This is a genomic window from Bradyrhizobium sp. AUGA SZCCT0160, assembly GCF_018130105.1.
Lineage (GTDB): Bacteria > Pseudomonadota > Alphaproteobacteria > Rhizobiales > Xanthobacteraceae > Bradyrhizobium.
Genome location: NZ_JAFCMD010000020.1, coordinates 23,812 through 45,382, shown reverse-complemented (window position 1 = coordinate 45,382; position 21,571 = coordinate 23,812). Strand labels below are relative to the sequence as shown.

16 protein-coding genes and 1 riboswitch are annotated in these 21,571 nt (G+C 64.1%); of the genes, 7 read left to right on the top strand and 9 right to left on the bottom strand.

Features of this window, described 5'->3' with window-relative positions; genetic code table 11:
* Positions 1-55: 55 nt before the first annotated feature.
* From gcvP to gcvT, 3 genes are all read right to left on the bottom strand, one after another.
* A complete protein-coding gene (gene gcvP / locus JQ558_RS27285) occupies positions 56-2,929 on the bottom strand; it encodes an aminomethyl-transferring glycine dehydrogenase (protein ID WP_212295718.1) in 2,874 nt (957 codons plus the stop codon).
* Between the two features lie 162 nt (positions 2,930-3,091).
* Positions 3,092-3,457, bottom strand: a complete 366-nt coding sequence (gene gcvH / locus JQ558_RS27280; protein WP_192734185.1) for a glycine cleavage system protein GcvH — start codon at positions 3,455-3,457, stop codon at positions 3,092-3,094.
* A 10-nt stretch (positions 3,458-3,467) separates the two neighbouring features.
* Positions 3,468-4,613, bottom strand: a complete 1,146-nt coding sequence (gcvT, locus tag JQ558_RS27275; protein WP_212295717.1) for a glycine cleavage system aminomethyltransferase GcvT — start codon at positions 4,611-4,613, stop codon at positions 3,468-3,470.
* 136 nt (positions 4,614-4,749) lie between these two features.
* Positions 4,750-4,840: riboswitch (glycine riboswitch) on the bottom strand.
* A 200-nt stretch (positions 4,841-5,040) separates the two neighbouring features.
* Between gcvT and alaS the strand changes: the two genes are divergently transcribed.
* Complete coding sequence (gene alaS, locus JQ558_RS27270; protein WP_212295716.1) at positions 5,041-7,719, top strand: alanine--tRNA ligase; 2,679 nt, start codon at positions 5,041-5,043, stop codon at positions 7,717-7,719.
* 50 nt (positions 7,720-7,769) lie between these two features.
* On the opposite strand, the gene JQ558_RS27265 is transcribed toward alaS, so the two are convergent.
* From JQ558_RS27265 to JQ558_RS27250, 4 genes are all read right to left on the bottom strand, one after another.
* Positions 7,770-8,273 carry a DUF3455 domain-containing protein gene (locus tag JQ558_RS27265; RefSeq protein WP_212295715.1) on the bottom strand — a complete coding sequence of 168 codons (504 nt, stop codon included), beginning with the start codon at positions 8,271-8,273 and terminating at the stop codon, positions 7,770-7,772.
* Between the two features lie 159 nt (positions 8,274-8,432).
* Positions 8,433-9,650 (bottom strand): NADP-dependent isocitrate dehydrogenase, encoded by a 1,218-nt coding sequence (locus tag JQ558_RS27260; RefSeq protein WP_212295714.1) that lies wholly within the window; start codon positions 9,648-9,650, stop codon positions 8,433-8,435.
* 121 nt (positions 9,651-9,771) lie between these two features.
* The gene (locus JQ558_RS27255) at positions 9,772-10,191 is read right to left on the bottom strand and encodes a hypothetical protein (RefSeq protein ID WP_212295713.1); all 420 of its coding nucleotides are present in this window, start codon (positions 10,189-10,191) and stop codon (positions 9,772-9,774) included.
* A 259-nt stretch (positions 10,192-10,450) separates the two neighbouring features.
* A complete protein-coding gene (locus JQ558_RS27250) occupies positions 10,451-12,178 on the bottom strand; it encodes a S9 family peptidase (protein ID WP_212295712.1) in 1,728 nt (575 codons plus the stop codon).
* 311 nt (positions 12,179-12,489) lie between these two features.
* Here JQ558_RS27250 and JQ558_RS27245 point away from each other — a divergent pair, with 311 nt between their 5' ends.
* The gene (locus tag JQ558_RS27245) at positions 12,490-13,701 is read left to right on the top strand and encodes a TrmJ/YjtD family RNA methyltransferase (protein WP_212295783.1); all 1,212 of its coding nucleotides are present in this window, start codon (positions 12,490-12,492) and stop codon (positions 13,699-13,701) included.
* A gap of 16 nt (positions 13,702-13,717) precedes the next feature.
* Here the strand turns inward: JQ558_RS27245 and JQ558_RS27240 are convergent, their stop codons facing one another.
* On the bottom strand, positions 13,718-15,649 hold the full coding sequence (locus JQ558_RS27240; protein ID WP_212295711.1) for a sigma 54-interacting transcriptional regulator: 1,932 nt from the start codon (positions 15,647-15,649) through the stop codon (positions 13,718-13,720).
* Positions 15,650-15,815: 166 nt separating this feature from the next.
* Between JQ558_RS27240 and JQ558_RS27235 the strand changes: the two genes are divergently transcribed.
* The 4 genes from JQ558_RS27235 (at position 15,816) to cynS (ending at position 19,635) form a co-directional block, all read left to right on the top strand.
* Complete coding sequence (locus JQ558_RS27235) at positions 15,816-17,204, top strand: CmpA/NrtA family ABC transporter substrate-binding protein (protein WP_212295710.1); 1,389 nt, start codon at positions 15,816-15,818, stop codon at positions 17,202-17,204.
* A 166-nt stretch (positions 17,205-17,370) separates the two neighbouring features.
* Positions 17,371-18,210 carry a nitrate ABC transporter permease gene (ntrB, locus tag JQ558_RS27230; protein WP_212273214.1) on the top strand — a complete coding sequence of 280 codons (840 nt, stop codon included), beginning with the start codon at positions 17,371-17,373 and terminating at the stop codon, positions 18,208-18,210.
* Between the two features lie 4 nt (positions 18,211-18,214).
* Complete coding sequence (locus JQ558_RS27225) at positions 18,215-19,126, top strand: ABC transporter ATP-binding protein (RefSeq protein ID WP_212273212.1); 912 nt, start codon at positions 18,215-18,217, stop codon at positions 19,124-19,126.
* A 20-nt stretch (positions 19,127-19,146) separates the two neighbouring features.
* Positions 19,147-19,635, top strand: coding sequence for a cyanase (gene cynS / locus JQ558_RS27220; protein WP_212273211.1), 489 nt, complete (start codon positions 19,147-19,149; stop codon positions 19,633-19,635).
* Positions 19,636-19,696: 61 nt separating this feature from the next.
* Here the strand turns inward: cynS and JQ558_RS27215 are convergent, their stop codons facing one another.
* A complete protein-coding gene (locus JQ558_RS27215) occupies positions 19,697-20,518 on the bottom strand; it encodes an oxaloacetate decarboxylase (protein ID WP_212295709.1) in 822 nt (273 codons plus the stop codon).
* Positions 20,519-20,627: 109 nt separating this feature from the next.
* Here JQ558_RS27215 and JQ558_RS27210 point away from each other — a divergent pair, with 109 nt between their 5' ends.
* On the top strand, positions 20,628-21,533 hold the full coding sequence (locus JQ558_RS27210) for a LysR family transcriptional regulator (protein WP_212295708.1): 906 nt from the start codon (positions 20,628-20,630) through the stop codon (positions 21,531-21,533).
* Positions 21,534-21,571: the final 38 nt, after the last annotated feature.

The window sequence follows — 21,571 nt, the reverse complement described above, 5'->3', positions numbered from 1 at the left end:
GCCTAACGATGGGTATCGCTGCGCTCCACCCATCCTACGGTCGCGGTGACTAAGCTCACTCCGCCGCCTGAGCGTAATCCTCCACGGGCGGGCACGAGCACACCAGGTTTCGGTCGCCATAGACGTTGTCGACGCGGCCGACCGGGCACCAGTATTTGTCCGTCCGCGAGGTGCCGGCCGGGAAACAGCCCTCGGCGCGGCTGTAGGCGCGGGCCCAGGCGTCGTCGGCGATGTCGTGCACGGTGTGCGGGGCGTGGCGCAGCGGCGAGGCTTCGATCTTCCAGCGGCCCTTCTCGACCTCGGCGATCTCGTTGCGGATCGCGATCATCGCATCACAAAAGCGATCCAGCTCCGCCTTCGATTCCGATTCGGTCGGCTCGATCATCAGCGTGCCCGGCACCGGAAAGCTCATGGTCGGGGCGTGGAAGCCGTAGTCGATCAGCCTTTTCGCGATGTCGTCGACGGTGACGCCGCTAGTCGCTTTCAGCGCGCGGGGATCGACGATGCACTCATGCGCCACCCGGCCTTTTGCGTTCTTGTACAGCACCGGAAAATGCGAATCGAGTTTGGTCGCGATGTAATTGGCGTTGAGGATCGCGATCTCGGTCGCCCGCGTGAGGCCTTCGCCGCCCATCATCAGAATGTAGATGTAGGAGATCGTCAGGATCGAGGCCGAGCCGAACGGGGCGGCTGACACCGGTCCGATCGGATGCGGCACCGTGCCGTCGGTCGCGGGATGACCAGGCAGGAAGGGCGCCAGATGCGCCTTGACGCCGATCGGTCCCATGCCGGGGCCACCGCCGCCATGCGGAATGCAGAACGTCTTGTGCAAATTGAGATGGCTGACGTCGGCGCCGTAATCGCCGGGCCGCGACAGGCCGACCTGCGCATTCATGTTGGCGCCGTCGAGATAGACCTGTCCGCCATGGCCATGCACGATGTCGCAGATATCGCGGATGTGCTCCTCGAACACGCCGTGCGTCGAGGGATAGGTGATCATGATCGCGGCGAGATTTTTCGAATGCTTCTCGGCCTTCGCCCGCAGATCATCTACGTCGACGTCGCCTCTGATGTCACAGGCGACCACCACCACCTCCATGCCGACCATCGCGGCGGAGGCCGGGTTGGTGCCGTGCGCGGAAGAGGGGATCAGGCAGATCTTGCGATGTGGCTCGCCGTTTGCTGCGTGATAGCCGCGGATCGCCAGCAAGCCGGCATATTCGCCCTGCGCGCCGGAATTCGGCTGCAGCGAGATCGCGTCATAGCCTGTGATGTCGCACAGCGCTTTCTCAAGCCGCCGGAATAGCACGTGATAGCCGTTGGCCTGCTCGGATGGCGCAAACGGGTGCAGATTGCCGAACTCGGGCCAGGTCAGCGGGATCATTTCCGCCGTGGCGTTGAGCTTCATGGTGCAGGAGCCGAGCGGAATCATCGCGCGGTCGAGCGCGAGGTCGCGATCGCTGAGCTTGCGCATGTAGCGCAACAGCTCGGTCTCGGAACGGTGGGTGTGGAACACGGGATGGGTGAGAAACGCGCTGTCGCGTTTGAGAGCGGAGGGCAGCGTCTCGCGTGCGGTTACCTCGATGTCGGAATAGGCAAGCTTGCCGCCGAACGCGCGCCACACCGCTTCGACCGTCGCTTGTGTCGTGGTCTCGTCCAGCGCGATGCCGAGCGTGTGTTCACCGATGCGCAGATTGATATTTTCAGCGTGCGCCCGGACGATGATCTCGCTCTGCCTGGCACCCACATCCACCGTCACGGTGTCGAAGAACGCCTCGCTCTTCAACGCAACGCCCAGTTCTCGCAAGCCTGCCGCGAGCACGGTGGTCCGGCGATGCACGGTGCGCGCGATATGCGTCAGTCCCTCGGGGCCATGATAGACCGCGTACATCGAGGCGATCACCGCCAGCAGCACCTGCGCGGTGCAGATGTTGGAGGTAGCCTTTTCGCGGCGGATATGCTGCTCGCGGGTTTGCAGCGCGAGGCGGTAGGCCGGCTCGCCGCGCGAATCCACCGACAGCCCGACGATGCGGCCGGGCAGCGAGCGCTTCAGCCCATCGCGCACCGCCATATAGGCGGCATGCGGCCCGCCATAACCCATCGGCACGCCAAAGCGTTGCGCCGATCCGATGGCGATATCGGCGCCGAGTTCGCCGGGCGAGGCTAGCAGCGTCAGCGCGAGCAGATCGGCGGCGACGACGGCAAGCGCCCCCTTGGCGCGCAGCGCGGCAATCACGGGGCGCAGATCACGCACCGCGCCGGAACTGCCGGGGTATTGCAGTAGCGCGCCCAACACGTCCGCCTTGTCGAGATCGGCGAGGGGATCGCCGACGATCAGTTTCCAGCCCAGCGGCTCGGCGCGGGTACGCAGCAGCGCCAGCGTCTGGGGATGCACGTCCGCATCGACGAAGAACGATTTGCTCTTCACGCCAGAGAAGCGCTCCGCCAGCGCCATCGCTTCGGCCGCAGCCGTCGCTTCATCGAGCAGCGAGGCGTTGGCGACATCGAGGCCGGTGAGGTCGCAGATCATGGTCTGGAAGTTGAACAGCGCCTCCAGCCGGCCCTGGCTGATCTCGGGCTGGTAGGGCGTATACGCCGTGTACCAGGCCGGGTTCTCCAGGATGTTGCGCTGGATCACCGCGGGCAGGATGGTGCTGGAATAGCCCTGGCCGATCAGCGAGGTGAACACCTGGTTCTGCGCGGCAAGTTCCCCCATATGCGCGAGCGCTTCGGTCTCGCTCAACGCGTGCCCGAGATCGAGCGGCGTCTTCTGCCGGATCGAGGACGGCAGCGTCTGGCTCATGAGTTCGCCGAGGCTTTTCACGCCGACGCTCTCCAGCATCGCTGCGATGTCGCGGGGCGAGGGGCCGATATGGCGGCGCACGAAGTCGGTGGCGGGTTCGTTCAGGGGCTTGAAGGGCGCGTTCATGGGTGCCTCGCTGGAATATGCAATCTCGGTGTCGTGCCCGCGAAGGCGGGCATCCAGTACGCCGGGAAATCAGCGATGGAGCCGACAGGCCGCGGCGTACTGGGTCGCCCGGTCAAGCCGGGCGATGACAGCGAGTGTGTGGTCGCAATTTGCTTCATCTTCTCACGCGGTGTGCTTGGCGTAGGCGGCCTCATCCATCAGGCCGTCGAGTTCACTCTTGTCCGCAATCTTCAGCTTGAAGAACCAGGCCTTGCCGGCGGCATCGGAATTCACCAGCGCGGGCTCGGCGGCGAGCTCCTCGTTGACTTCGAGCACGTCGCCGGAGATCGGCGCGTAGACGTCGGAGGCGGCCTTGACGGATTCGACGACCGCGGCGGCTTCCGCCTTCTTCAGGCTGCGGCCGACCTTGGGCAGTTCGACGAACACGACATCGCCGAGCTGCGATTGCGCGTAGTCCGTGACGCCGATGGTGGCGACATCGCCCTCGATTCGGAGCCATTCATGGTCGGTTGTGAACAAAATCGTCATGAGACTTCCTTCAGCGTTTATAGGTGTTGGGAACGAATGGCATGGGGGCGACCTGCAGCGGCAGGCGCTGGCCGCGGACTTCGGCGAAAACTTGCGTGCCGGCTGCGGCGAGCGAGGACGGCAGATAGCCCATCGCGACGGGTGCATTGAGGCTCGGGCCAAAACCGCCTGAGGTGACCTTGCCGATCGGCTCGGCCGAGGCGCTATCGGCAAACAACACCGCGCCTTCGCGCACCGGCGCGCGGCCTTCGGGCCGCAGGCCGACGCGGCGGCGCGCCGCGCCTTTTTCAAAATGGGCCAGAATAATTTCGGCACCGGGAAAGCCGCCGGCGCGCGCGCCGCCGGTGCGGCGGCTTTTCTGCACCGACCATTCCAGCGCGCCCTCGACCGGACTGGTCGTGGTGTCGATGTCGTGGCCGTACAGACAAAGCCCGGCTTCGAGCCGCAGGCTGTCGCGGGCGCCCAGTCCGATCGGCAGCACGTCGCTGTTCTCCAGCAGCGCCGTCACAAGCGCTTCGGTGTGTTGAGCCGGAACCGAAATCTCAAAACCGTCTTCACCGGTATAGCCGGAGCGCGATGCGAAGCAGTCGTAGCCGGCCACCTTGCGCGGACCGGTGTCCATGAACTTCATCCCGCCGACGTCTGCACAAAACTTCGTCAGCGCGGATTCGGCCTTCGGCCCCTGCAGCGCGATCAGCGCGCGGTCGGCCAGCGAATCGATCACGCAGGCATCCGAAAGGTGCGCGCGCAGATGCGCCTCGTCCTCGGCCTTGCAGGCGGCGTTGACCACCAGAAACAGGTGGTCGCCGAAATTCGCCACCATCAGATCGTCTAGAATGCCGCCGTCGGGATTGGTGAACTGCGCGTAGCGTTGCCGCCCGGGCGGCACCGCAACGATGTCCTGCGGCACCAGCCGTTCCAGCGCCAAAGCCGCATCCTCGACCTTGCCGGATTTCGGCCGCAGCGCGAGCTGGCCCATATGCGAGACGTCGAACAGGCCGGCGGCGCTTCTTGTGTGCTGGTGTTCCCGGAGCACGCCGGCGGCGTACTGCACCGGCATTTCATAGCCGGCAAACGGAACCATCTTGCCGCCGCGGGCCACATGGAGCGCGTGCAAGGGTGTGTGAAGTAAAGGAGATTCGTCGCGTGCCAGCATTCAGGGACCCTCCAGGGTTCGGGGACCAGTCCCCAAAAACCCAAAGAAAGCCCCATCTGTCGCTGTGCCTGAGAGTATTATCCCGTCGGCGGACACGTCAGGGCCAAAGCCCTTCAGCGTCTCTTTCCAGATGTTAGTCCGTCACGGGGTCCGTTTGCCTGAGAGTTTCCGGGGCGGTTGCTCCTTCGGCGCCGGCGCTTAAGCCGATCTCTCCCGACGTGACGTCTTGAACAGGGGTAAGGAAAACACGGCGCCACCATGGCTGTCAACGCGCGGAAGCGGCTATCAACCAGTCTTGTGTGCTGCGGCAAGCCTATGATCCGCCTGCACAGTTTCTGGACACCGCCTTTCGCCTTGTCTAAAAGCGTTCGGCCGGCAGAAAAGGCTATTTGCGGCCTGACCCGGTCCTATTTCCGATTGGATGAACATGAGCGGCGTCAACGAGATCAGGTCGACATTTCTGAACTACTTCAAGGCGAACGGCCACGAGATCGTGGCCTCGTCGCCGCTGGTGCCGCGCAATGACCCGACCCTGATGTTCACCAATGCCGGCATGGTGCAGTTCAAGAACGTCTTTACCGGCGTCGAGAAGCGCCCGTACCAGCGTGCCACCACCTCGCAGAAATGCGTCCGCGCCGGCGGCAAGCATAACGACCTCGACAATGTCGGCTACACCGCGCGCCATCTCACCTTTTTCGAGATGCTCGGCAATTTCTCGTTCGGCGACTACTTCAAGGAGCGTGCGATCGAGCTCGCCTGGAACCTGATCACCAGGGATTTCGGGCTCAAGAAGGACAAGCTGCTCGTCACCGTCTATCACACCGACGACGAGGCGGCCGCGCTTTGGAAGAAGATCGCGGGCTTTTCCGAAGATCGCATCATCCGCATCCCGACCTCGGACAATTTCTGGGCGATGGGGGACACCGGGCCGTGCGGTCCCTGCTCGGAGATCTTCATCGATCGCGGCGAGCACATCTGGGGCGGTCCGCCCGGCAGCCCCGAGGAGGATGGCGACCGCTTCCTCGAATTCTGGAACCTCGTCTTCATGCAGTTCGAGCAGGTGACGAAGGAAGAGCGCCAGCCGCTGCCGCGTCCCTCGATCGACACGGGTCTTGGGCTGGAACGCATGGCCTGCATCCTGCAGGGCGTCGAGAGCGTCTTCGAAACCGATCTGTTCCGTCATTTGATCGATGCCACCGCGTCCGCGCTCGGAGAAGGGCCGCAGGAGCAGAACGCGGCATCGTTCCGCGTCATCGCGGACCATCTGCGTTCCTCGGCCTTCCTGATCACTGATGGCGTGCTGCCGTCGAACGAGGGCCGCGGCTATGTGCTGCGCCGGATCATGCGCCGCGCGATGCGCCATGCGCAGTTGCTCGGCGCGCGCGATCCCTTGATGCATCGTCTGGTTTCCGCGCTGGTGCGCGAGATGGGTCAGGCCTATCCGGATCTGGTGCGTGCGGAAAAGCTGATCGAGGAAACGCTGCGGCTGGAAGAAACCCGCTTCCGCAAGACGCTGGCGCGAGGCCTTTCCATTCTCGACGAGAAGAGCAGTTCGCTGAAGAAAGGCGACATGTTCGACGGCGATACCGCGTTTACGCTGTACGACACCTACGGCTTCCCGCTCGATCTCACGCAGGACGCGCTGAAATCGCGCGGCATCAGCGTCGATCTCGCCTCGTTCACCGATGCGATGGAAAAGCAGAAAGAGAAGGCGCGCGCGTCGTGGTCCGGAAGCGGCGATACCGCGAGCGAGAACATCTGGTTCCCGCTGCGCGAAAAACTCGGCGCCACGGAATTCCTTGGTTATGAAACCGAGAGCGCCGAGGGCGTGATTTCGGCGCTGGTGAAGGACGGCAAGGACGCCGACAGCCTCAAGGCCGGCGAGACCGGATCGATCGTTCTGAACCAGACGCCGTTCTATGCGGAGTCCGGCGGCCAGGTCGGCGACACCGGCGTGATGATCGGCGAGGGCGTCAAGTTCCGCGTCACCGATACGCAGAAGCGGGCCGGCGATCTGTTCGTGCATCAGGGCACGGTGGAGCAGGGCACGCTGAAGGTCGGCACCGCCTTGCAGCTCGAGGTCGACCATATCAGGCGCTCCTCGATCCGGGCGCATCACTCGGCGACGCATCTCTTGCATGAGGCGCTGCGCCAGGTGCTCGGCGACCACATCGCCCAGCGCGGCTCGCTGGTGGCGCCCGATCGCTTGCGCTTCGATTTCGTGCACCAGAAGCCGATCACGGCGGAAGAACTCGCGCGGATCGAAGATATCGCCAACGAGGTGGTGCTGGAGAATGACGAAGTCACGACGCGCCTGATGGCGGTCGACGATGCCCGCGAGGCCGGGGCGCGCGCGCTGTTCGGTGAAAAATATGGCGACGAGGTGCGCGTGGTGTCGATGGGTCGGCAGGCCCGCGAGCAGGGCCAGAACGCGCTCGGCTGGTCGGTGGAATTGTGCGGCGGCACGCATGTGCGCCGTACCGGCGACATCGGCCTCATTTCAGTGACTGGGGAAAGCGCGGTTGCCTCCGGAGTCCGCCGCATCGAGGCGCTGACCGGACGTCATGCGCGCAAGCACGCCAACGACACCATGCAGCTTGCGAGGAACGCGGCGGGCGAACTGCGCACCTCGGTCGAAGAGATGCCGGCACGCATTGCCGCGCTGGTGGAAGAGCGCAAGAAGCTCGAGCGCGACCTGTCGGATGCGCGCAAGAAGCTCGCGATGGGCGGCGGCGGCGGAGGCAATGGCGCTGCGGCTGCCGGCGGCGTGCGCGAAGTCGGCAACGTCAAGCTCCTGGCGCGTGCGGTCGAAGGCGTCGAGACCAAGGACCTCAAGAGTCTGGTCGACGACGGCAAGAAGCAGATCGGATCCGGCGTGGTTGCGATCGTCGGCGTCACCGAGGATGGCAAGGCCGGCGTGGTGGTCGGCGTCACGGCCGACCTGACCTCGCGCTTCAGCGCGGTCGATCTGGTCAAGATCGCCTCCGCGACGCTCGGCGGCAAGGGCGGCGGCGGACGGCCCGACATGGCGCAAGCCGGCGGGCCCGACGGCGCCAAGGCCGATGCCGCGTTGACGGCGATCGAACAGGCGATGGCCGGCGCGTAGCGACGCGCTACGTGATAGCCGGGGACGCGCCCGAAGACTAGGCGCGTCGATCAGGGTTTGCGCAGGAACACATAGTCCGCCGAGTAAGGCACGTTGAGGAAGCTGCCGATGGTCTCGCAGGCGCCTTCATGCTTGCCGCCCTTGGTGTTGATCCGCTGCACGGTGGTGACATCGGCCAGGACGCCGCTGCCGCGCCGGGAAGTCACTTCGAGCTTCAGCCAGGGAATGTCATTCGCGGTCGTGCCGGGGGCGTTGCCGGCGACCTTGGCGGCCACGGCGCTGCCGTCGCTGTGTTCCCAATTCGGTCCGGCGTAGTGGCGGCCGACGGTCTTGCCGTCGGCGAGCAGCGTCGCGATCGGTTCGCGGAACGACCAGATCGCCTTGCCGTCGGCGCCGGCCTTGCATTCATAGACCTGCGCGCCTTCGGCATGCAGGGTCACGACGACGGTCTGGCCTGGCGCGGCGATGGCTTCGGGAAGCGGGTCGGCGGCGCGCGTGGTCGCCGAACTCGCGAGCAGCAGGAGGGAAATCGCAGCAATCCGGATGGGAGGCATGGCGATACTCCAAAACCCGTCATTGCCGCGACAAACGCGAAGCGTTTGCGCTGGGAGCGAGAGCGACGAAGCAATCCCTTCTCGTTCAGCAGAGAAATGGATTGCTTCGCTTCGCTCGCAATGACGTTGATGGGTCTACGCTTGTAGCGACGAGGCAGCTTACTTCGCCGCCATCGCCTTGGTGAGGTTTTCCGCGACCTTGTCGAGGAAGCCGGTCGTGGAGAGCCAGCGCTGGTCGGCGCCGACCAGGAGCGCAAGGTCCTTGGTCATGTAGCCGGCCTCGACGGTGTCGACGCAAACCCTCTCCAGCGTGTCGGCAAACTTCGCCAGTTCCTCGTTGTTGTCGAGCTTGGCGCGGTGCGCCAGGCCGCGGGTCCAGGCGAAGATCGAGGCGATCGAGTTGGTCGAGGTTTCCTTGCCCTTCTGGTGCTCGCGGTAATGCCGGGTCACCGTGCCATGCGCGGCCTCGGCTTCCACGGTATCACCGTCGGGCGTCATCAGCACCGAGGTCATCAGGCCGAGCGAGCCATAGCCCTGCGCCACCGTGTCGGACTGCACGTCGCCGTCGTAGTTCTTGCAGGCCCAGACATAGCCGCCGGACCACTTCATCGCCGCCGCCACCATGTCGTCGATCAGGCGGTGTTCATAGGTGATCTTCTTCGCCTCGAACTTGGCCTTGAATTCCTTGTCGTAGATGTCCTGGAAGATGTCCTTGAACCGCCCGTCATAGGTTTTCAGGATGGTGTTCTTGGTCGAGAGATAGACCGAGTAGCTCTTGGCGAGGCCCTGGTTGAACGAGGCGCGGGCGAAATCGGCGATCGAGTCGTCGAGATTGTACATCGCAAGCGCAATACCGGCGCCCGGCGACTTGTAGACTTCGCGCTCGATCACCTGGCCGTCTTCGCCGACGAATTTCATCGTCAGCGTGCCCTTGCCGGGGAACTTGAAATCGGTGGCGCGGTACTGGTCGCCGAAGGCGTGACGGCCGATGATGATCGGCTTGGTCCAGCCGGGCACCAGGCGCGGCACGTTCTTGCAGATGATGGGTTCGCGGAACACCACGCCGCCGAGGATGTTGCGGATGGTGCCGTTGGGCGACTTCCACATTTCCTTGAGGCCGAATTCCTTCACCCGGGCCTCGTCCGGGGTGATGGTGGCGCATTTGACGCCGACGCCGACCTTCTTGATGGCGTTAGCGGCGTCGATGGTGACCTGGTCATTGGTCTTGTCGCGGTATTCCATCCCGAGGTCGAAATACATCAGGTTCACGTCAAGGAACGGGTTGATCAGCTTGTCCTTGATGTACTGCCAGATGATCCGGGTCATCTCGTCGCCATCGAGTTCGACGACGGGGTTGGTCACCTTGATTTTTGCCATGACGGAGGGGGCCTTTTTTGGAAAACCGCGCGTTTAGCGGCGGATGGGATGGTGGTGCCGTCGCTATAGCACCCGAAAACGCGGGCTGGAAGGCGATTGGCGGTGCAGATATGGCTGGTTTTCAGGCGAGCCCGAAACGCCGTTCCAGCCAGCTTCGCGCCTTGCCCGGCGGCATGGCGCGGATCACCGCGGCGGCGTTGCGATTCTGCCGGTGCTGGATCTCGGCGATGTGCAAATAGAGCCGGGCGGCACGCCAGCTGCGGTCCGGATCGCACAGCTCCAGAATTCTGCGCCACACCGCATTGGCATGGCTGGGATGCTCCGCGAAGCAGGCGCGCCAGAGAATCTCAAGCGCATAGGCCTGCGATGCGTGAGGCTCAATTCGAGAGGCCAAATCGAGGCATTTTTTGAGCTCGCGCTCGGCGTAGACAAGCCGCCCTTGCTTGAGTGCCACGCCGATCGGCCATGCCATCACGGCCACCGTGCCATAGGCGTCATGGCATGACTGAGCTTCGCGCGCCGCTTCTTCCAGGATCGACAAGGGCAAGCCCGGGTCCGCGTATTCCGCAACCGATGCTAGCGCCTGGACGCGATACCACGCATCGGGGCAGCCGCGCGCCGCGGCCAGCGCCTTGGCGGTGTCGGTCGGCGCCAGTTGCCCCGCCCGTTGACGGCCGATCAGGGATGCATGTGAAGGCCTTGGGGTATGCAGAAAGCGTTGCTGCTGGGAAGACATGAGGCTTGGTCGCGGCGCGAGCCGGCGCGGTTCGCTCCAAGGCCTGCCACAGGCTCGATCAGGATCAGAACGCCGCCTGCGTCGCCGTTCCCGCCACCACATACCAGGTTACGAACAGGCCGCAGATCAGCGCGCCCGGCAGGCTGGAGCCGGTCCGCCGCCAGGTGAAGGTCGCGACCACGGCACAGATTGCCAGGAGCGGCACGAACTGGATGGCGACGATGGTCGACAGCGGCACGAAGCCGGGATCGGGCAGCGGGTTGAACAGTTTTCCGGTCAGCCACAGCGTGCCGTATTGCAACACCAACAGCACGATGAAGCCCAGCGTCAGCGCCAGGATGTTGGTGAGATAGAGGGTGGCGCGCCCCGCCGCCATGGTCGAGAAATTCCGGTGCAGCACATGCAACGCCACCACGAAGAACGCGGTGAACGGCACCAGATAGATCAGGAAAATCAGCGCCTGCTTGGCGCTCATCAGCTTCAGCGCCACGATCCAGAACCGGAAGTCGATCTTGAAGGCGAGGTCGGCCAGCCACAGCGCCGCATAGCCGATCGCGATCGTGGCGACCGCGATGATGACCGACTGGCCTACGACCCCGGCCCGGCTGGCCCGCTTCGGCGCGAACGGCATCAGGGCCAGCGTGATCAGGGCATTGATGATCGCCCAGACCATGATCTGGTTGGTAATCCCCTGCGGCAGCCAGGCCGACGGCTTTACAAAAGTGCCGGCCAGCGCGAAGGCAGGATAATAGGTCAGCGCCGGGATGAACGCCGACAGGATGAAGGCCGCGGTCCAGCGCCGGCCGCTCGCCGCCGAATGGGCCGGCATGGTGCCATCGGCGATCTCGGGCAACCGCAGGCGGGAATACATCCTGGCTTCCAGCAGGGCATCAAAGGCCCCGATCAGGAGCGCGACAAAGCCGAGCAGGGCGATCAGCGTGCCGACTTCCTTGCGGAACCAGATCTGGTCGTCGGCCGGCAACGGCGTGCCGCCCTTCAGGGTTTTGGCGAACCAGTCGAGGCTGTAGCCGATCGCTTCATGGGAGATGTGCTCGGCCGGGTGGGTGATGGCGGGGGTGTAGAGCACCCGCGCGGTTCCCTGGGCGATGTCGCCATAGACCTTGCCCGGCTCGACCGGCCCCTGGGTGCCGAACATGGCCCACAGCTTCGGGCTCTGGGTGACGTCCCGGGCCCGATCGACGCCCCACATCAGGGTCGAAAATTCCTCGTATTGGGCGAACACGAGCGCCGTGTTCCGCGGCCAGGTCGGGGTGCCGTCGGCGGCGAACGGCTTGCCGGTGGACGAGCCCTCCAGCACCATCGACTTGTAGTCGTTGGGCATGGCGGTTGCGGCGGCCAGCACGGTCCAGCCACCCATGGAGTGACCCTCAAGGCCGATATTGGTCTTGTCGACGAAGTCGAGGCTGCGGAGGTAAGCCAGCCCGTCCGGACCACCAAAGCCGTTGGCGAAAGCGGGCGGGTCGCTATAGCCGTGACCGGTCTGGTCGAGGGCGAGGACGACATAGCCGCGGCGGGCGAATTCGATGGCAAAGCCGTCCTGGGTCTCGCGCGAATTGATGTAGCCATGGACCGCCAGAATCCCCGGCGCCGGAATCTGCGGCGTGGCATTCGCCGGGATATAGAGCAGGGCACTCATGGTGTTGCCCTTGGCGCCCTTGAACCTGACGTCCTGTATCCGGATGCCGCCGGAGGTCTGGGTCAAATGGGCCAGCAGTCCGCCGGCCAAGATGAGGAGGATGCCGACAATCGCCAACGACCATCTGCCGCGCATGGACTTCTCCTCTTGAGGCCTCAGCCGTTGAACCGGCCGCCTGTTTGTTTGCAGCTTCGCTTTGGGTGTGATTGTTAGCCTATCCGAAAGCCGTGCGCGTACAAGCCGCGAGCGATCAAGCCCAATTCAGGCTTTGACCGAACTTTCGGAAACGCTACTAAGCCCGTTGTCCGGCTTGGGAATTCTGGCCGCTGTTGCGGTCGATCATCGAGACATGGAATGAGGTTTTGAATCAGGTGCTTCGCATGCTGATTCAAAACCTTCAGAAGTTGAATCAGCTTCCGAACTAGAATCAGAAAGTGGCGCAGGATATGTCCGGGTCTGGGACCGATAAAACCAAGTCTGGTTTGGACTTAGCTGGACCTGTTGTGATCCTTGTCGAACCACAGCTCGGCGAGAATATCGGCATGGCCGCGCGAGCGATGGGCAACTTCGCTCTTTCTCGTTTAAGAATCGTGAATCCGCGCGACGGCTGGCCGAACGTCGCCGCGCAACGCGCGGCGGCCGGCGCCGACCAGATTCTGGAACGCGCTGAATTGTTCGACACGGTCGAGCAGGCGGTCGCGGATTTGACCCTGCTGTTTGCGACCACCGCCCGCGCTCACGACCAGGCCAAGCCGGTGGTGGCGCCATCAGATGCCGCCGTCGAGATCGCGGCCCATGTCGCCAACCGGATCGCTGGCGGAGTCGGCATCATGTTCGGCCGCGAGCGCTACGGTCTCCAGAACGAGGAGGTCGCGCTCGCCAACCGGATCGTCACCTTCCCGGTCAACCCCGGTTTCGCCTCCCTCAACCTGGCGCAGGCGGTGCTCTTGATCGGCTACGAGTGGTTCAAGCTGTCGACCGGCGGCACCCTCCCGTTCTCGATGCCCGAACGATCCGAGCCGGCCTCGCAACACCAGATGCAGGCCTTCTTCGACAACCTCGTCCGGGAGCTCGACAAGGTCGAGTTCCTGCGCCCGCCGGAGAAGCGGGAGACCATGCTGGTCAACATGCGCAACATCTTCACCCGGATGGACCCGACCAAGCAGGACATGCACACCCTCCACGGGGTTGTCATGGCGATCGCCGAGGGCCGCAAGGGGCCGGCCAAGGGCGGCGTGCTCGACGGCGAACAGGCGACGCGGTTGCGCGCCCTGCTGGCTGAACATGGCCAGGCGGCCTCACCGTCGGAGAGCGGCGGAACCGTCCGCGGGCTTGCCCGATTGCTGCGCCGTAACCCGACCGACGCCGAGCGGATGCTGTGGCAGGCGCTGACCCGGGACCGCCGCTTCGCCGGCCAGTTCAAACGCCAGACCCCGGTCGGCCGCCACATCCCGGACTTCGTCTCCTTCGTGCACCGGATCGCGATCGAGCTGGTCAACCCGACCGAGTCGGAGGCGATCGTCGCCGACCGCGCCGCGCGGCGGAACTGGCTCGAGGCCCGCGACTACCGGGTGGTCGAGATGCGGGTGGCGGATGTGGAGAGGGATCTCGAGGCCGAGCTGGGGCGGCTGGAGGCGAGCCTTCGGCAGGCCGGTTAAGACAAGTCAGTTCCGATCAGGCACTGGCCTGCCGCGAACGGGCGGCCGAAATCCCCAGTGCCTTCATGCGCGACGCCAGCGTGGTTGGCTTCAGGTCCAGCATCGCGGCGGCGCCGCCGGCGCCGAACACCTTGCCGTTGCAGGCGGCAAGGGCGGCCAGGATGTTGGCGCGCTCGTGATCGCGCATCTCGGCTGACGTCATCACGGCCGGCCGCACATCGCTCTTCTGGCGGCTGGCGCCGGCCGGCGAATGCGCGCCTGCATTATCCGGCAGGTCGATCCGCAACCGGCCGTTCTGCGACAAGATCGCGGCGCGCTCGATCACGTTCTGCAGTTCGCGGACATTGCCGGGCCAGTCGTAACGCTGCAGCCGCCGCGCATCGCCTTCCGACAGACGCAAATCGGACTTCAGCTCGTTGCTCTCGCTCATCAGAAAATGCTGGGCCAGCAGCGGGATGTCCTCGCGGCGGTCGCGCAGCGGCACCGACTCCACCGGAAACACGTTGAGCCGGAAATACAAATCCTCGCGAAACCGGCCGCGCTGCACTTCCTGCTTCAGGTTCCGGTTGGTGGCGGCGATCACGCGGACGTCGACGGTTCGCGTGCGCTCCTCGCCGACGCGCTCGAAATTGCCTTCCTGCAGCACGCGCAGCAGCTTGCCCTGTAGTTCCAGCGGGATTTCGCCGACCTCGTCGAGAAACAGCGTGCCGCCATCGGCGAGTTCAAACCTTCCGATGCGGTCGCGCACCGCACCGGTGAAGGCGCCTTTGACGTGCCCAAAGAATTCACTCTCGAACAGTTCGCGCGGGATCGCCGCGCAGTTGACGCGGATCAGCGGCCGGTCACCGCGGTTGCTCGCTTCATGGATGGCGCGCGCGATGAGTTCCTTGCCAGTGCCGGATTCGCCCGTGATCATCACCGCCGCCGTGGTCGGTGCGACCAGTTTGACCTGGCGCAGGGTCTTCTGGATCGCCTCGCTCTGGCCGATGATGCCGCGCGGGTTGGTCTCGATCCGGATTTCTTCCTGCAGATAGGCGTTTTCAAGTTCCAGCCGCTCGCGCAACCGGTCGACTTCGGCGAGCGCGGCGTGCAGTTTTTCGTCGGCCTCGCGGCGGTGGCTGACGTCGCGAAACACGATCACGGCGCCCACCACCGTGCCGCGGTCGCGGATCGGCGTCGATGTGTACTCGACCCAGACCGGCGAGCCGTTCTTGCGCCAGAACACCTCGCCATCGACGTTGTGGATCGCGCCATCGCGGAACGCCGCATAGATCGGACAGTCCTCATCGGGGTAGTGACTGCCGTCATGGTGGCTGTGGTGAACGATCGGATGAATGGCCTTGCCGACCAGTTCCTCGGCGGTCCAGCCCAGCATCCTTTCTGCGGCCGGATTGACGAAGGTGGTCTTGCCCTCGGCGTTGACGCCGTAGATGCCTTCGCCGGCGGCGCGCAGGATCAACTGGTTCTCGCGCTCGATGTCCTGGAACACCCGCTCGACGCGCTGCCAGGCGGCGAGCCCGCCGCGCATGTGGTCCTCGGCGGTGGCATCGACATTGCGGCGGCGCCGCTGTTCGAGGTCGCTCATCGTGAGCAGAATCAGCGCGCGTCCATCATGCGGCAGCATCGATCCCGTATATTCCAGCCGCAGCTTCTGGCTGGTGGCATGGCGCGGCGTCAGCGCGTTGGTCCAGTAGGCGCCCTTGTCGAGCACGGCCTGGCTGAACACGATCAGCGCAGGCACTTGCCCGGCATGCAGCGCGCTGAATTTGGTCTCCCGCAGCAGCGTGCGGTCATAGCCGAGCAGGGTGCAGGCGGCGGGATTGGCATCGATAATCTCGTCGCTGTCGGGATCGAGCAGCAGCGTCGGCTCGACCAGATAGTCGAAGGTGAGGGTACGCAGATCAGAATCGCGCGGCGTCGCGGCATGCAAATGCAGCGTCGGGTCCATTCCCAAAACTCCGAGAATTCGTAATTTGACTACGATTTTTCGTGTATCACGAATTCTCGTAATCACCAACAATCCAGCTAAATAGCTGCATTAATTCGGCAAACGCGGCCGGATCGGGCTGGCACACTCCTTGCGTAATTGACCTCAGCGTCACGCAGGAGGTTTCATGTCCACGTTCGACAATCCGTTCGACCCCGCCCGCCGACTCCATGCCCAGGGTTGCAGCTGCGGCAAGCACGTTAGCGATGCCGAACATGATGCCGCCGCGCAGCTTGCGCTGCAGCAGGCGGTGGCGGCTTCCGAAGAGGCCCGCTTCGAGAACGTGGTCGCATCCGCCGTGATGCGCGCGATGTTTCCGCAGGATGTGGCGCGCCGCGCCTTTCTGAAATCGGTAGGTGCGGCGACCGCCGCTGCCGCGCTGTCGCAATTCTTCCCGCTGAAGACCGCGACCGAGGCCTTCGCCCAAGGCGGGCCGCTGGAAAAGAAGGACCTCAAGGTCGGCTTCATTCCGATCACCTGCGCGACGCCGATCATTATGGCGGCGCCGATGGGGTTTTACTCCAAGAACGGCCTCAACGTCGAAGTCATCAAGACCGCCGGCTGGGCCGTCATTCGCGACAAGACCATCAATAAGGAATACGACGCAGCCCACATGCTGTCGCCGATGCCGCTCGCGATCACCATGGGCGTCGGCTCCAACCCGCTGCCCTACACCATGCCGGCGGTCGAGAACATCAACGGCCAGGCGATCACGCTCGCGGTCAAGCACAAGGACAAGCGCGACCCGAAGACCTGGAAGGGCTTCAAGTTCGCCGTCCCGTTCGACTACTCTATGCACAATTACCTGCTGCGCTATTATCTCGCCGAGCACGGCATCGACCCGGATGCCGACGTGCAGATCCGCGCCGTGCCGCCGCCGGAAATGGTCGCCAACCTGCGTGCGGACAATATCGACGGCTTCCTCGGCCCCGATCCGATGAACCAGCGCGCGGTCTATGACGGCGTCGGCTTCATCCACATCCTGACCAAGGATATCTGGGAGGGGCATCCCTGCTGCGCCTTTGCCGCATCGAAGGAATTTATCACCTCGATGCCGAACACCTATAGCGCGCTGCTCAAATCGATCATCCAGGCCACCGCGTTTGCGCACAAGGCCGAGAACCGCAAGCAGATTGCGGAGGCCATCGCGCCCGCGAATTATTTGAACCAGCCGCAGATCGTGCTCGAGCAGATTCTCACCGGCACCTTCGCCGATGGCCTTGGCAATGTCGTGAACCAGCCGAACCGCGTCGATTTCGATCCGTTCCCGTGGCAGTCCTTTGCGATCTGGATCATGACGCAGATGAAGCGTTGGGGGCAGCTCAAGGGCGACGTCGACTATGCCGGCATCGCGGCGCAGGTCTATCTCGCCACCGACGCCACAAGGCTGATGAAAGAGGCGGGGCTGACGCCGCCGACCACCACCACCAAGAGCTTTTCGGTGATGGGCAAGACCTTCGATCCAGCCAAGCCCGAGGATTACCTCGCCAGCTTCAAGATCAGGAAGGCTTCGTGATGTCGGGGGCGCAACTACATTTGCCGCTGTCGTCCCGGCGAACGCCGGGACCCATACGCCGTGTCGCCTCCATGAGGCATGATGTTAGAGACCTTCCTTCCTTACTAGAGCCGCGGAATATGGGTCCCGGCGTTCGCCGGGACGACGTGTCGGGAGATCTCGCCCGATGACCTCCTCCTTGCGTTTCCGCGCGGCGATCGTGTCGATTGCGCTGTTCGCCGCGTTCCTCGGCATCTGGCACATTTCGACGCGTGGCACCGGCACCGTCGCCAACATGACGCCGGAATACGCCAAGCTGATGGGCCTGACCGCGACCGCCGGCAAGTCGGCGATGCCGGGACCGCTCGATGTCGGCGCCAAGCTGTGGGAGCACCTGAAGAGCCCGTTCTACGATAACGGGCCGAACGACAAGGGGCTCGGAATCCAGCTCGGCTATTCCATCGCCCGCGTCGCCCTTGGATATTTCCTGGCTGTGATCGTCGCGATACCGCTCGGCTTCCTGATCGGGATGTCGCCGCTGTTCAGTAAGGCGCTCGACCCGTTCATCCAGGTGCTGAAGCCGATCTCGCCGCTCGCCTGGATGCCGCTCGCGCTCTACACCATCAAGGATTCCAGCATTTCCGCGATCTTCGTGATCTTCATTTGTTCGGTGTGGCCGATGCTGCTGAACACCAGCTTTGGCGTCGCGGCCGTACGCAAGGAATGGATCAACGTCGCGCGCACGCTCGAAGTCGGGACTGTGCGCCGCGCCTTCACCGTGATCTTGCCGGCGGCGGCGCCGACCATTCTCACGGGTATGAGGATTTCGATCGGTATCGCCTGGCTCGTGATCGTCGCGGCCGAGATGCTGGTTGGCGGCACCGGCATCGGCTACTTCGTCTGGAACGAGTGGAACAACCTTTCGATCACCAACGTCATCATCGCGATCCTGCTGATCGGCATCGTCGGCATGCTGCTCGACCAGATCCTTGCGCGGTTCACGCGCATGGTCACGTTCCCGGAGTAGAGCGATGACCGACAAATTCATCTCGATCGAAGGTATCGCGCGGCGTTATCCCGGCGCCGACGGTGGCCAGATCAGCGTGTTCGAGGATCTCTGGCTGTCGATGTCGCGCGGCGAATTCGGCTGCGTGATCGGACATTCCGGCTGCGGCAAGACCACGGTGCTCAACATCCTCGCCGGCCTCGACGAGCCCAGCGAAGGCGCAGTCATCGTCGACGGGCAGGCGATCGAAGGCACCAGCCTCGACCGCGCCGTGATCTTCCAGAGCCACGCGCTGCTGCCGTGGCGCACGGTGCTCGGCAATGTCTCCTATGCCGTCGCCTCGAAATGGCGCGACTGGGACCGCGCCAAGGTGAAGGCGCATGCGCAGAAATTCATCGACCTGGTCGGGCTGACCGGCTCCGAGCACAAGCGCCCGTCGGAATTGTCTGGCGGCATGAAGCAGCGTGTCGGCATCGCGCGGGCGCTTTCGATCACGCCAAAAATCATGCTGATGGACGAGCCGTTCTCCGCGCTCGACGCGCTGACGCGCGGCACGCTGCAGGACGAGGTGCGCCGCATCTGCCTGGAGACCGGACAGACCGCCTTCATGATCACCCATGACGTGGATGAGGCGATCTACCTCGCCGACAAGATTTTCCTGATGACCAACGGCCCCGGCGCGGTGCTGGCGGAGATCGTGGAAAATCCGCTGCCAAAGGATCGCGGCCGCATCGATCTGCACCGCCATCCCTATTACTACGCGCTGCGCAACCACATCGTCGATTTCCTGGTCAGCCGCAGCAAGACCTTTGCGGCCACTGTAGCCAATCACGATCCGCGCAACGTGCCGATCGTGCGGCCGGGCCTGAGCGAGCCGACCATCGTCGCGTCGCCGAAAATGATCGAGGCCAGCCCGGCTCAGACGATCGCCCGTTAACATTCACCAGGAGACCTGACATGAAACGCGAAGACCTCACGGAAAAGCTGCTCGACATCAAGCGCGAAAAGGGCTGGAGCTGGAAGCATATCTGCGAACAGATCGGCGGCTATTCCGAAGTGCTGATCGTCGGCGCCATCCTCGGCCAGATGAAATTGACAAAACCGCAGGCTGCGAATGCGGCTGAACTGTTCGGCCTGTCGAAGGCCGAGACCGCGATGCTGAACGAAGTGCCGATGCGCGGCACCGGCACACCGATGCCGCCCACCGATCCTTTGATCTATCGCTTCTACGAGATGGTGCTGGTCAACGGCCCGGCGTGGAAGGCGCTGATCGAGGAAGAGTTCGGCGACGGTATCATGTCGGCGATCGATTTCGACATGGCGATGGAGCGCGTCGCCAACCCGAAGGGCGACCGCGTCAAGATCACGATGTCCGGAAAATTCCTGCCGTATAAATATTACGGCGCCAGCGGCAATGTGCCGGAGTACGGGTTCAAGGAGGGATGAGGGGGCGAATGGCGAGTAGTGAGTAGCGAATGGCGCCGTCCCATTCGCTATTCGCCACTCCCTATTCGCTCCTTAAGAACGCCGCCCTGACTTCCTTGATCGGCGCCATCTCGCGCACATAGGTGAATGCGCCCTGATCCTTCATTTCGCGGGCGCATTTCAAGAACGCGGCGAGCGCCACGCGCGCCATCGCGCCGCCGACGCTGATGCGCTTGACGCCGGCGGCGGCAATCTGCGGCACGGTCAATGTCGGATCGGCAAACCCCATCACCAGGTTGAAAGGTTTTCCGATCGACGACACCACGGTGCGGATGGTGTCGATGTCGTGCACGCCAGGCGAATAAAGCACGTCGGCGCCGGCGGCCTCGAACGCCTGCAAGCGCTTGATGGTGTCGTCGAGATCGTTGCGGCCGTGCAGCAGGTTCTCGGCCCGCGCCGTCAGCGTGAACGGGAAGGGCAGCGCGCGGGCGGCCTCGACCGCCGCATGCACCCGTTCGACCGCGAGCGCGAAATCGTAAATCGGCCGCCGCGGATCGCCGGTTGAATCCTCGATCGAGCCACCGACCACGCCGGCATCGGCCGCGCGCGCGATGGCCTTGGCGGCAGTCTTCGGGTCATCGGCGCCGCAATTCTCCAGATCGGCATTAACGGGCAGGTCGGTCGCGTCAGCAATGGCACGGCAATTCTCGATGATGGCATCGAGGCTGACAGTGGCGCTGCCGAGCGTGTTGGCAAGCCCGAGGCTCGTGGTCGCGAGCGCCTCAAAACCCATCGCGGCGAGCAGTTTGGCGGTGCCGGCGTCCCACGGGTTGGGGATGATGAAGGCGCCGGGCCGCGCGTGCAGGGCGCGGAACAGTTCGGCTTTTTCCATCTGGCTGCGCATGGTCGTTTGCCTCAATTGGTTGCTTCGCGGCCAAACGTAGGAGGCTTCCTTCCATCAGTCTAATTTGTTATTTCTTTTCCTATCATCAGCTTTTTGCATGGACCGGAAAATGGACAGCGACGCGCTCAGCACCTTCCTGACGGTTCACCGCCGCGGTGGAATCTCGAGCGCCGCCAAAGCGCTGCACCGCTCGCAGCCGGCGATATCCCGGCGTATCGCGCTGCTCGAACAGGAGCTCGGCGTGCCCTTGTTCGAGCGGATCGCAGGTCGGACGATGCTGAGCGATGCGGGGCGGGTGATGGTGCCGTATGCCGAGCGCGCGGTCGCCGCTGCGCAGGATGCGGAGAATGCGGTGCGTGCACTGGCGCGGCCGGATTCGGGACCGGTCGCACTCGCCGTGGTCGGCACGCTGGCGGGCGGCCGTCTCTCCGAAATCCTCAAGCGGTTTGCCGCCGAATATCCTGGTGTCGAATTGACGTTGCGCACGGCGACCAGCGCAGAGGTCAGCGATCTGATCCGGCGCGGCGAGGCCACCATCGGCCTGCGCTACGACCGCGACGGCTCGCGCGATCTCGATTGCGAATTGCTGCAAGCCGAACGGCTTCAGGTCGTGTGCGCGGCCGATCACCCGCGTGCCGGCCGGCGGGTCGCGAAACTGGCCGATTTGCGCGGCGAACGCTGGATCGCGTTTCCGGTGCTGCCGCGGCGGCGCGAGATCACGGCGTCACATGTGTTTGCGCTGTTTCAAACCCATGGATTGGGCGAGATCAGCTGGACGCCGGTCGACAGCCTCACCGCCCAGAAGCGTCTGGTCGAAGCCGGCCTTGGCATCGCATTGCTCTCGGAAAGCAACGCTGCAGAAGAACTGAAATACGGCTCGATCTCGACCATCCGTGTCGGCGATCTCAAGGCAAGTCAAGACGTCGTGACGGTGACCCGCCGCGGCGGCTTTCTCAGCGCGGCGTCGCGGCGGTTCCTGGAGATTTTGAAGGCGCGAATGGCGAATGGCGAGTAGCGAAGTTTCTATTCGCTATTCGCCACTCCCTATTCGCA

Bases quoted from the DNA above. Each gene is read 5' to 3' on its own strand.
- gcvP (WP_212295718.1), bottom strand. From the start codon at position 2,929: ATGAACGCGCCCTTCAAGCCCCTGAACGAACCCGCCACCGACTTCGTG.
- gcvH (WP_192734185.1), bottom strand. From the start codon at position 3,457: ATGACGATTTTGTTCACAACCGACCATGAATGGCTCCGAATCGAGGGC.
- gcvT (WP_212295717.1), bottom strand. From the start codon at position 4,613: ATGCTGGCACGCGACGAATCTCCTTTACTTCACACACCCTTGCACGCG.
- alaS (WP_212295716.1), top strand. From the start codon at position 5,041: ATGAGCGGCGTCAACGAGATCAGGTCGACATTTCTGAACTACTTCAAG.
- JQ558_RS27265 (WP_212295715.1), bottom strand. From the start codon at position 8,273: ATGCCTCCCATCCGGATTGCTGCGATTTCCCTCCTGCTGCTCGCGAGT.
- JQ558_RS27260 (WP_212295714.1), bottom strand. From the start codon at position 9,650: ATGGCAAAAATCAAGGTGACCAACCCCGTCGTCGAACTCGATGGCGAC.
- JQ558_RS27250 (WP_212295712.1), bottom strand. From the start codon at position 12,178: ATGCGCGGCAGATGGTCGTTGGCGATTGTCGGCATCCTCCTCATCTTG.
- JQ558_RS27245 (WP_212295783.1), top strand. From the start codon at position 12,490: ATGTCCGGGTCTGGGACCGATAAAACCAAGTCTGGTTTGGACTTAGCT.
- JQ558_RS27240 (WP_212295711.1), bottom strand. From the start codon at position 15,649: ATGGACCCGACGCTGCATTTGCATGCCGCGACGCCGCGCGATTCTGAT.
- JQ558_RS27235 (WP_212295710.1), top strand. From the start codon at position 15,816: ATGTCCACGTTCGACAATCCGTTCGACCCCGCCCGCCGACTCCATGCC.
- ntrB (WP_212273214.1), top strand. From the start codon at position 17,371: ATGACCTCCTCCTTGCGTTTCCGCGCGGCGATCGTGTCGATTGCGCTG.
- JQ558_RS27225 (WP_212273212.1), top strand. From the start codon at position 18,215: ATGACCGACAAATTCATCTCGATCGAAGGTATCGCGCGGCGTTATCCC.
- cynS (WP_212273211.1), top strand. From the start codon at position 19,147: ATGAAACGCGAAGACCTCACGGAAAAGCTGCTCGACATCAAGCGCGAA.
- JQ558_RS27215 (WP_212295709.1), bottom strand. From the start codon at position 20,518: ATGCGCAGCCAGATGGAAAAAGCCGAACTGTTCCGCGCCCTGCACGCG.
- JQ558_RS27210 (WP_212295708.1), top strand. From the start codon at position 20,628: ATGGACAGCGACGCGCTCAGCACCTTCCTGACGGTTCACCGCCGCGGT.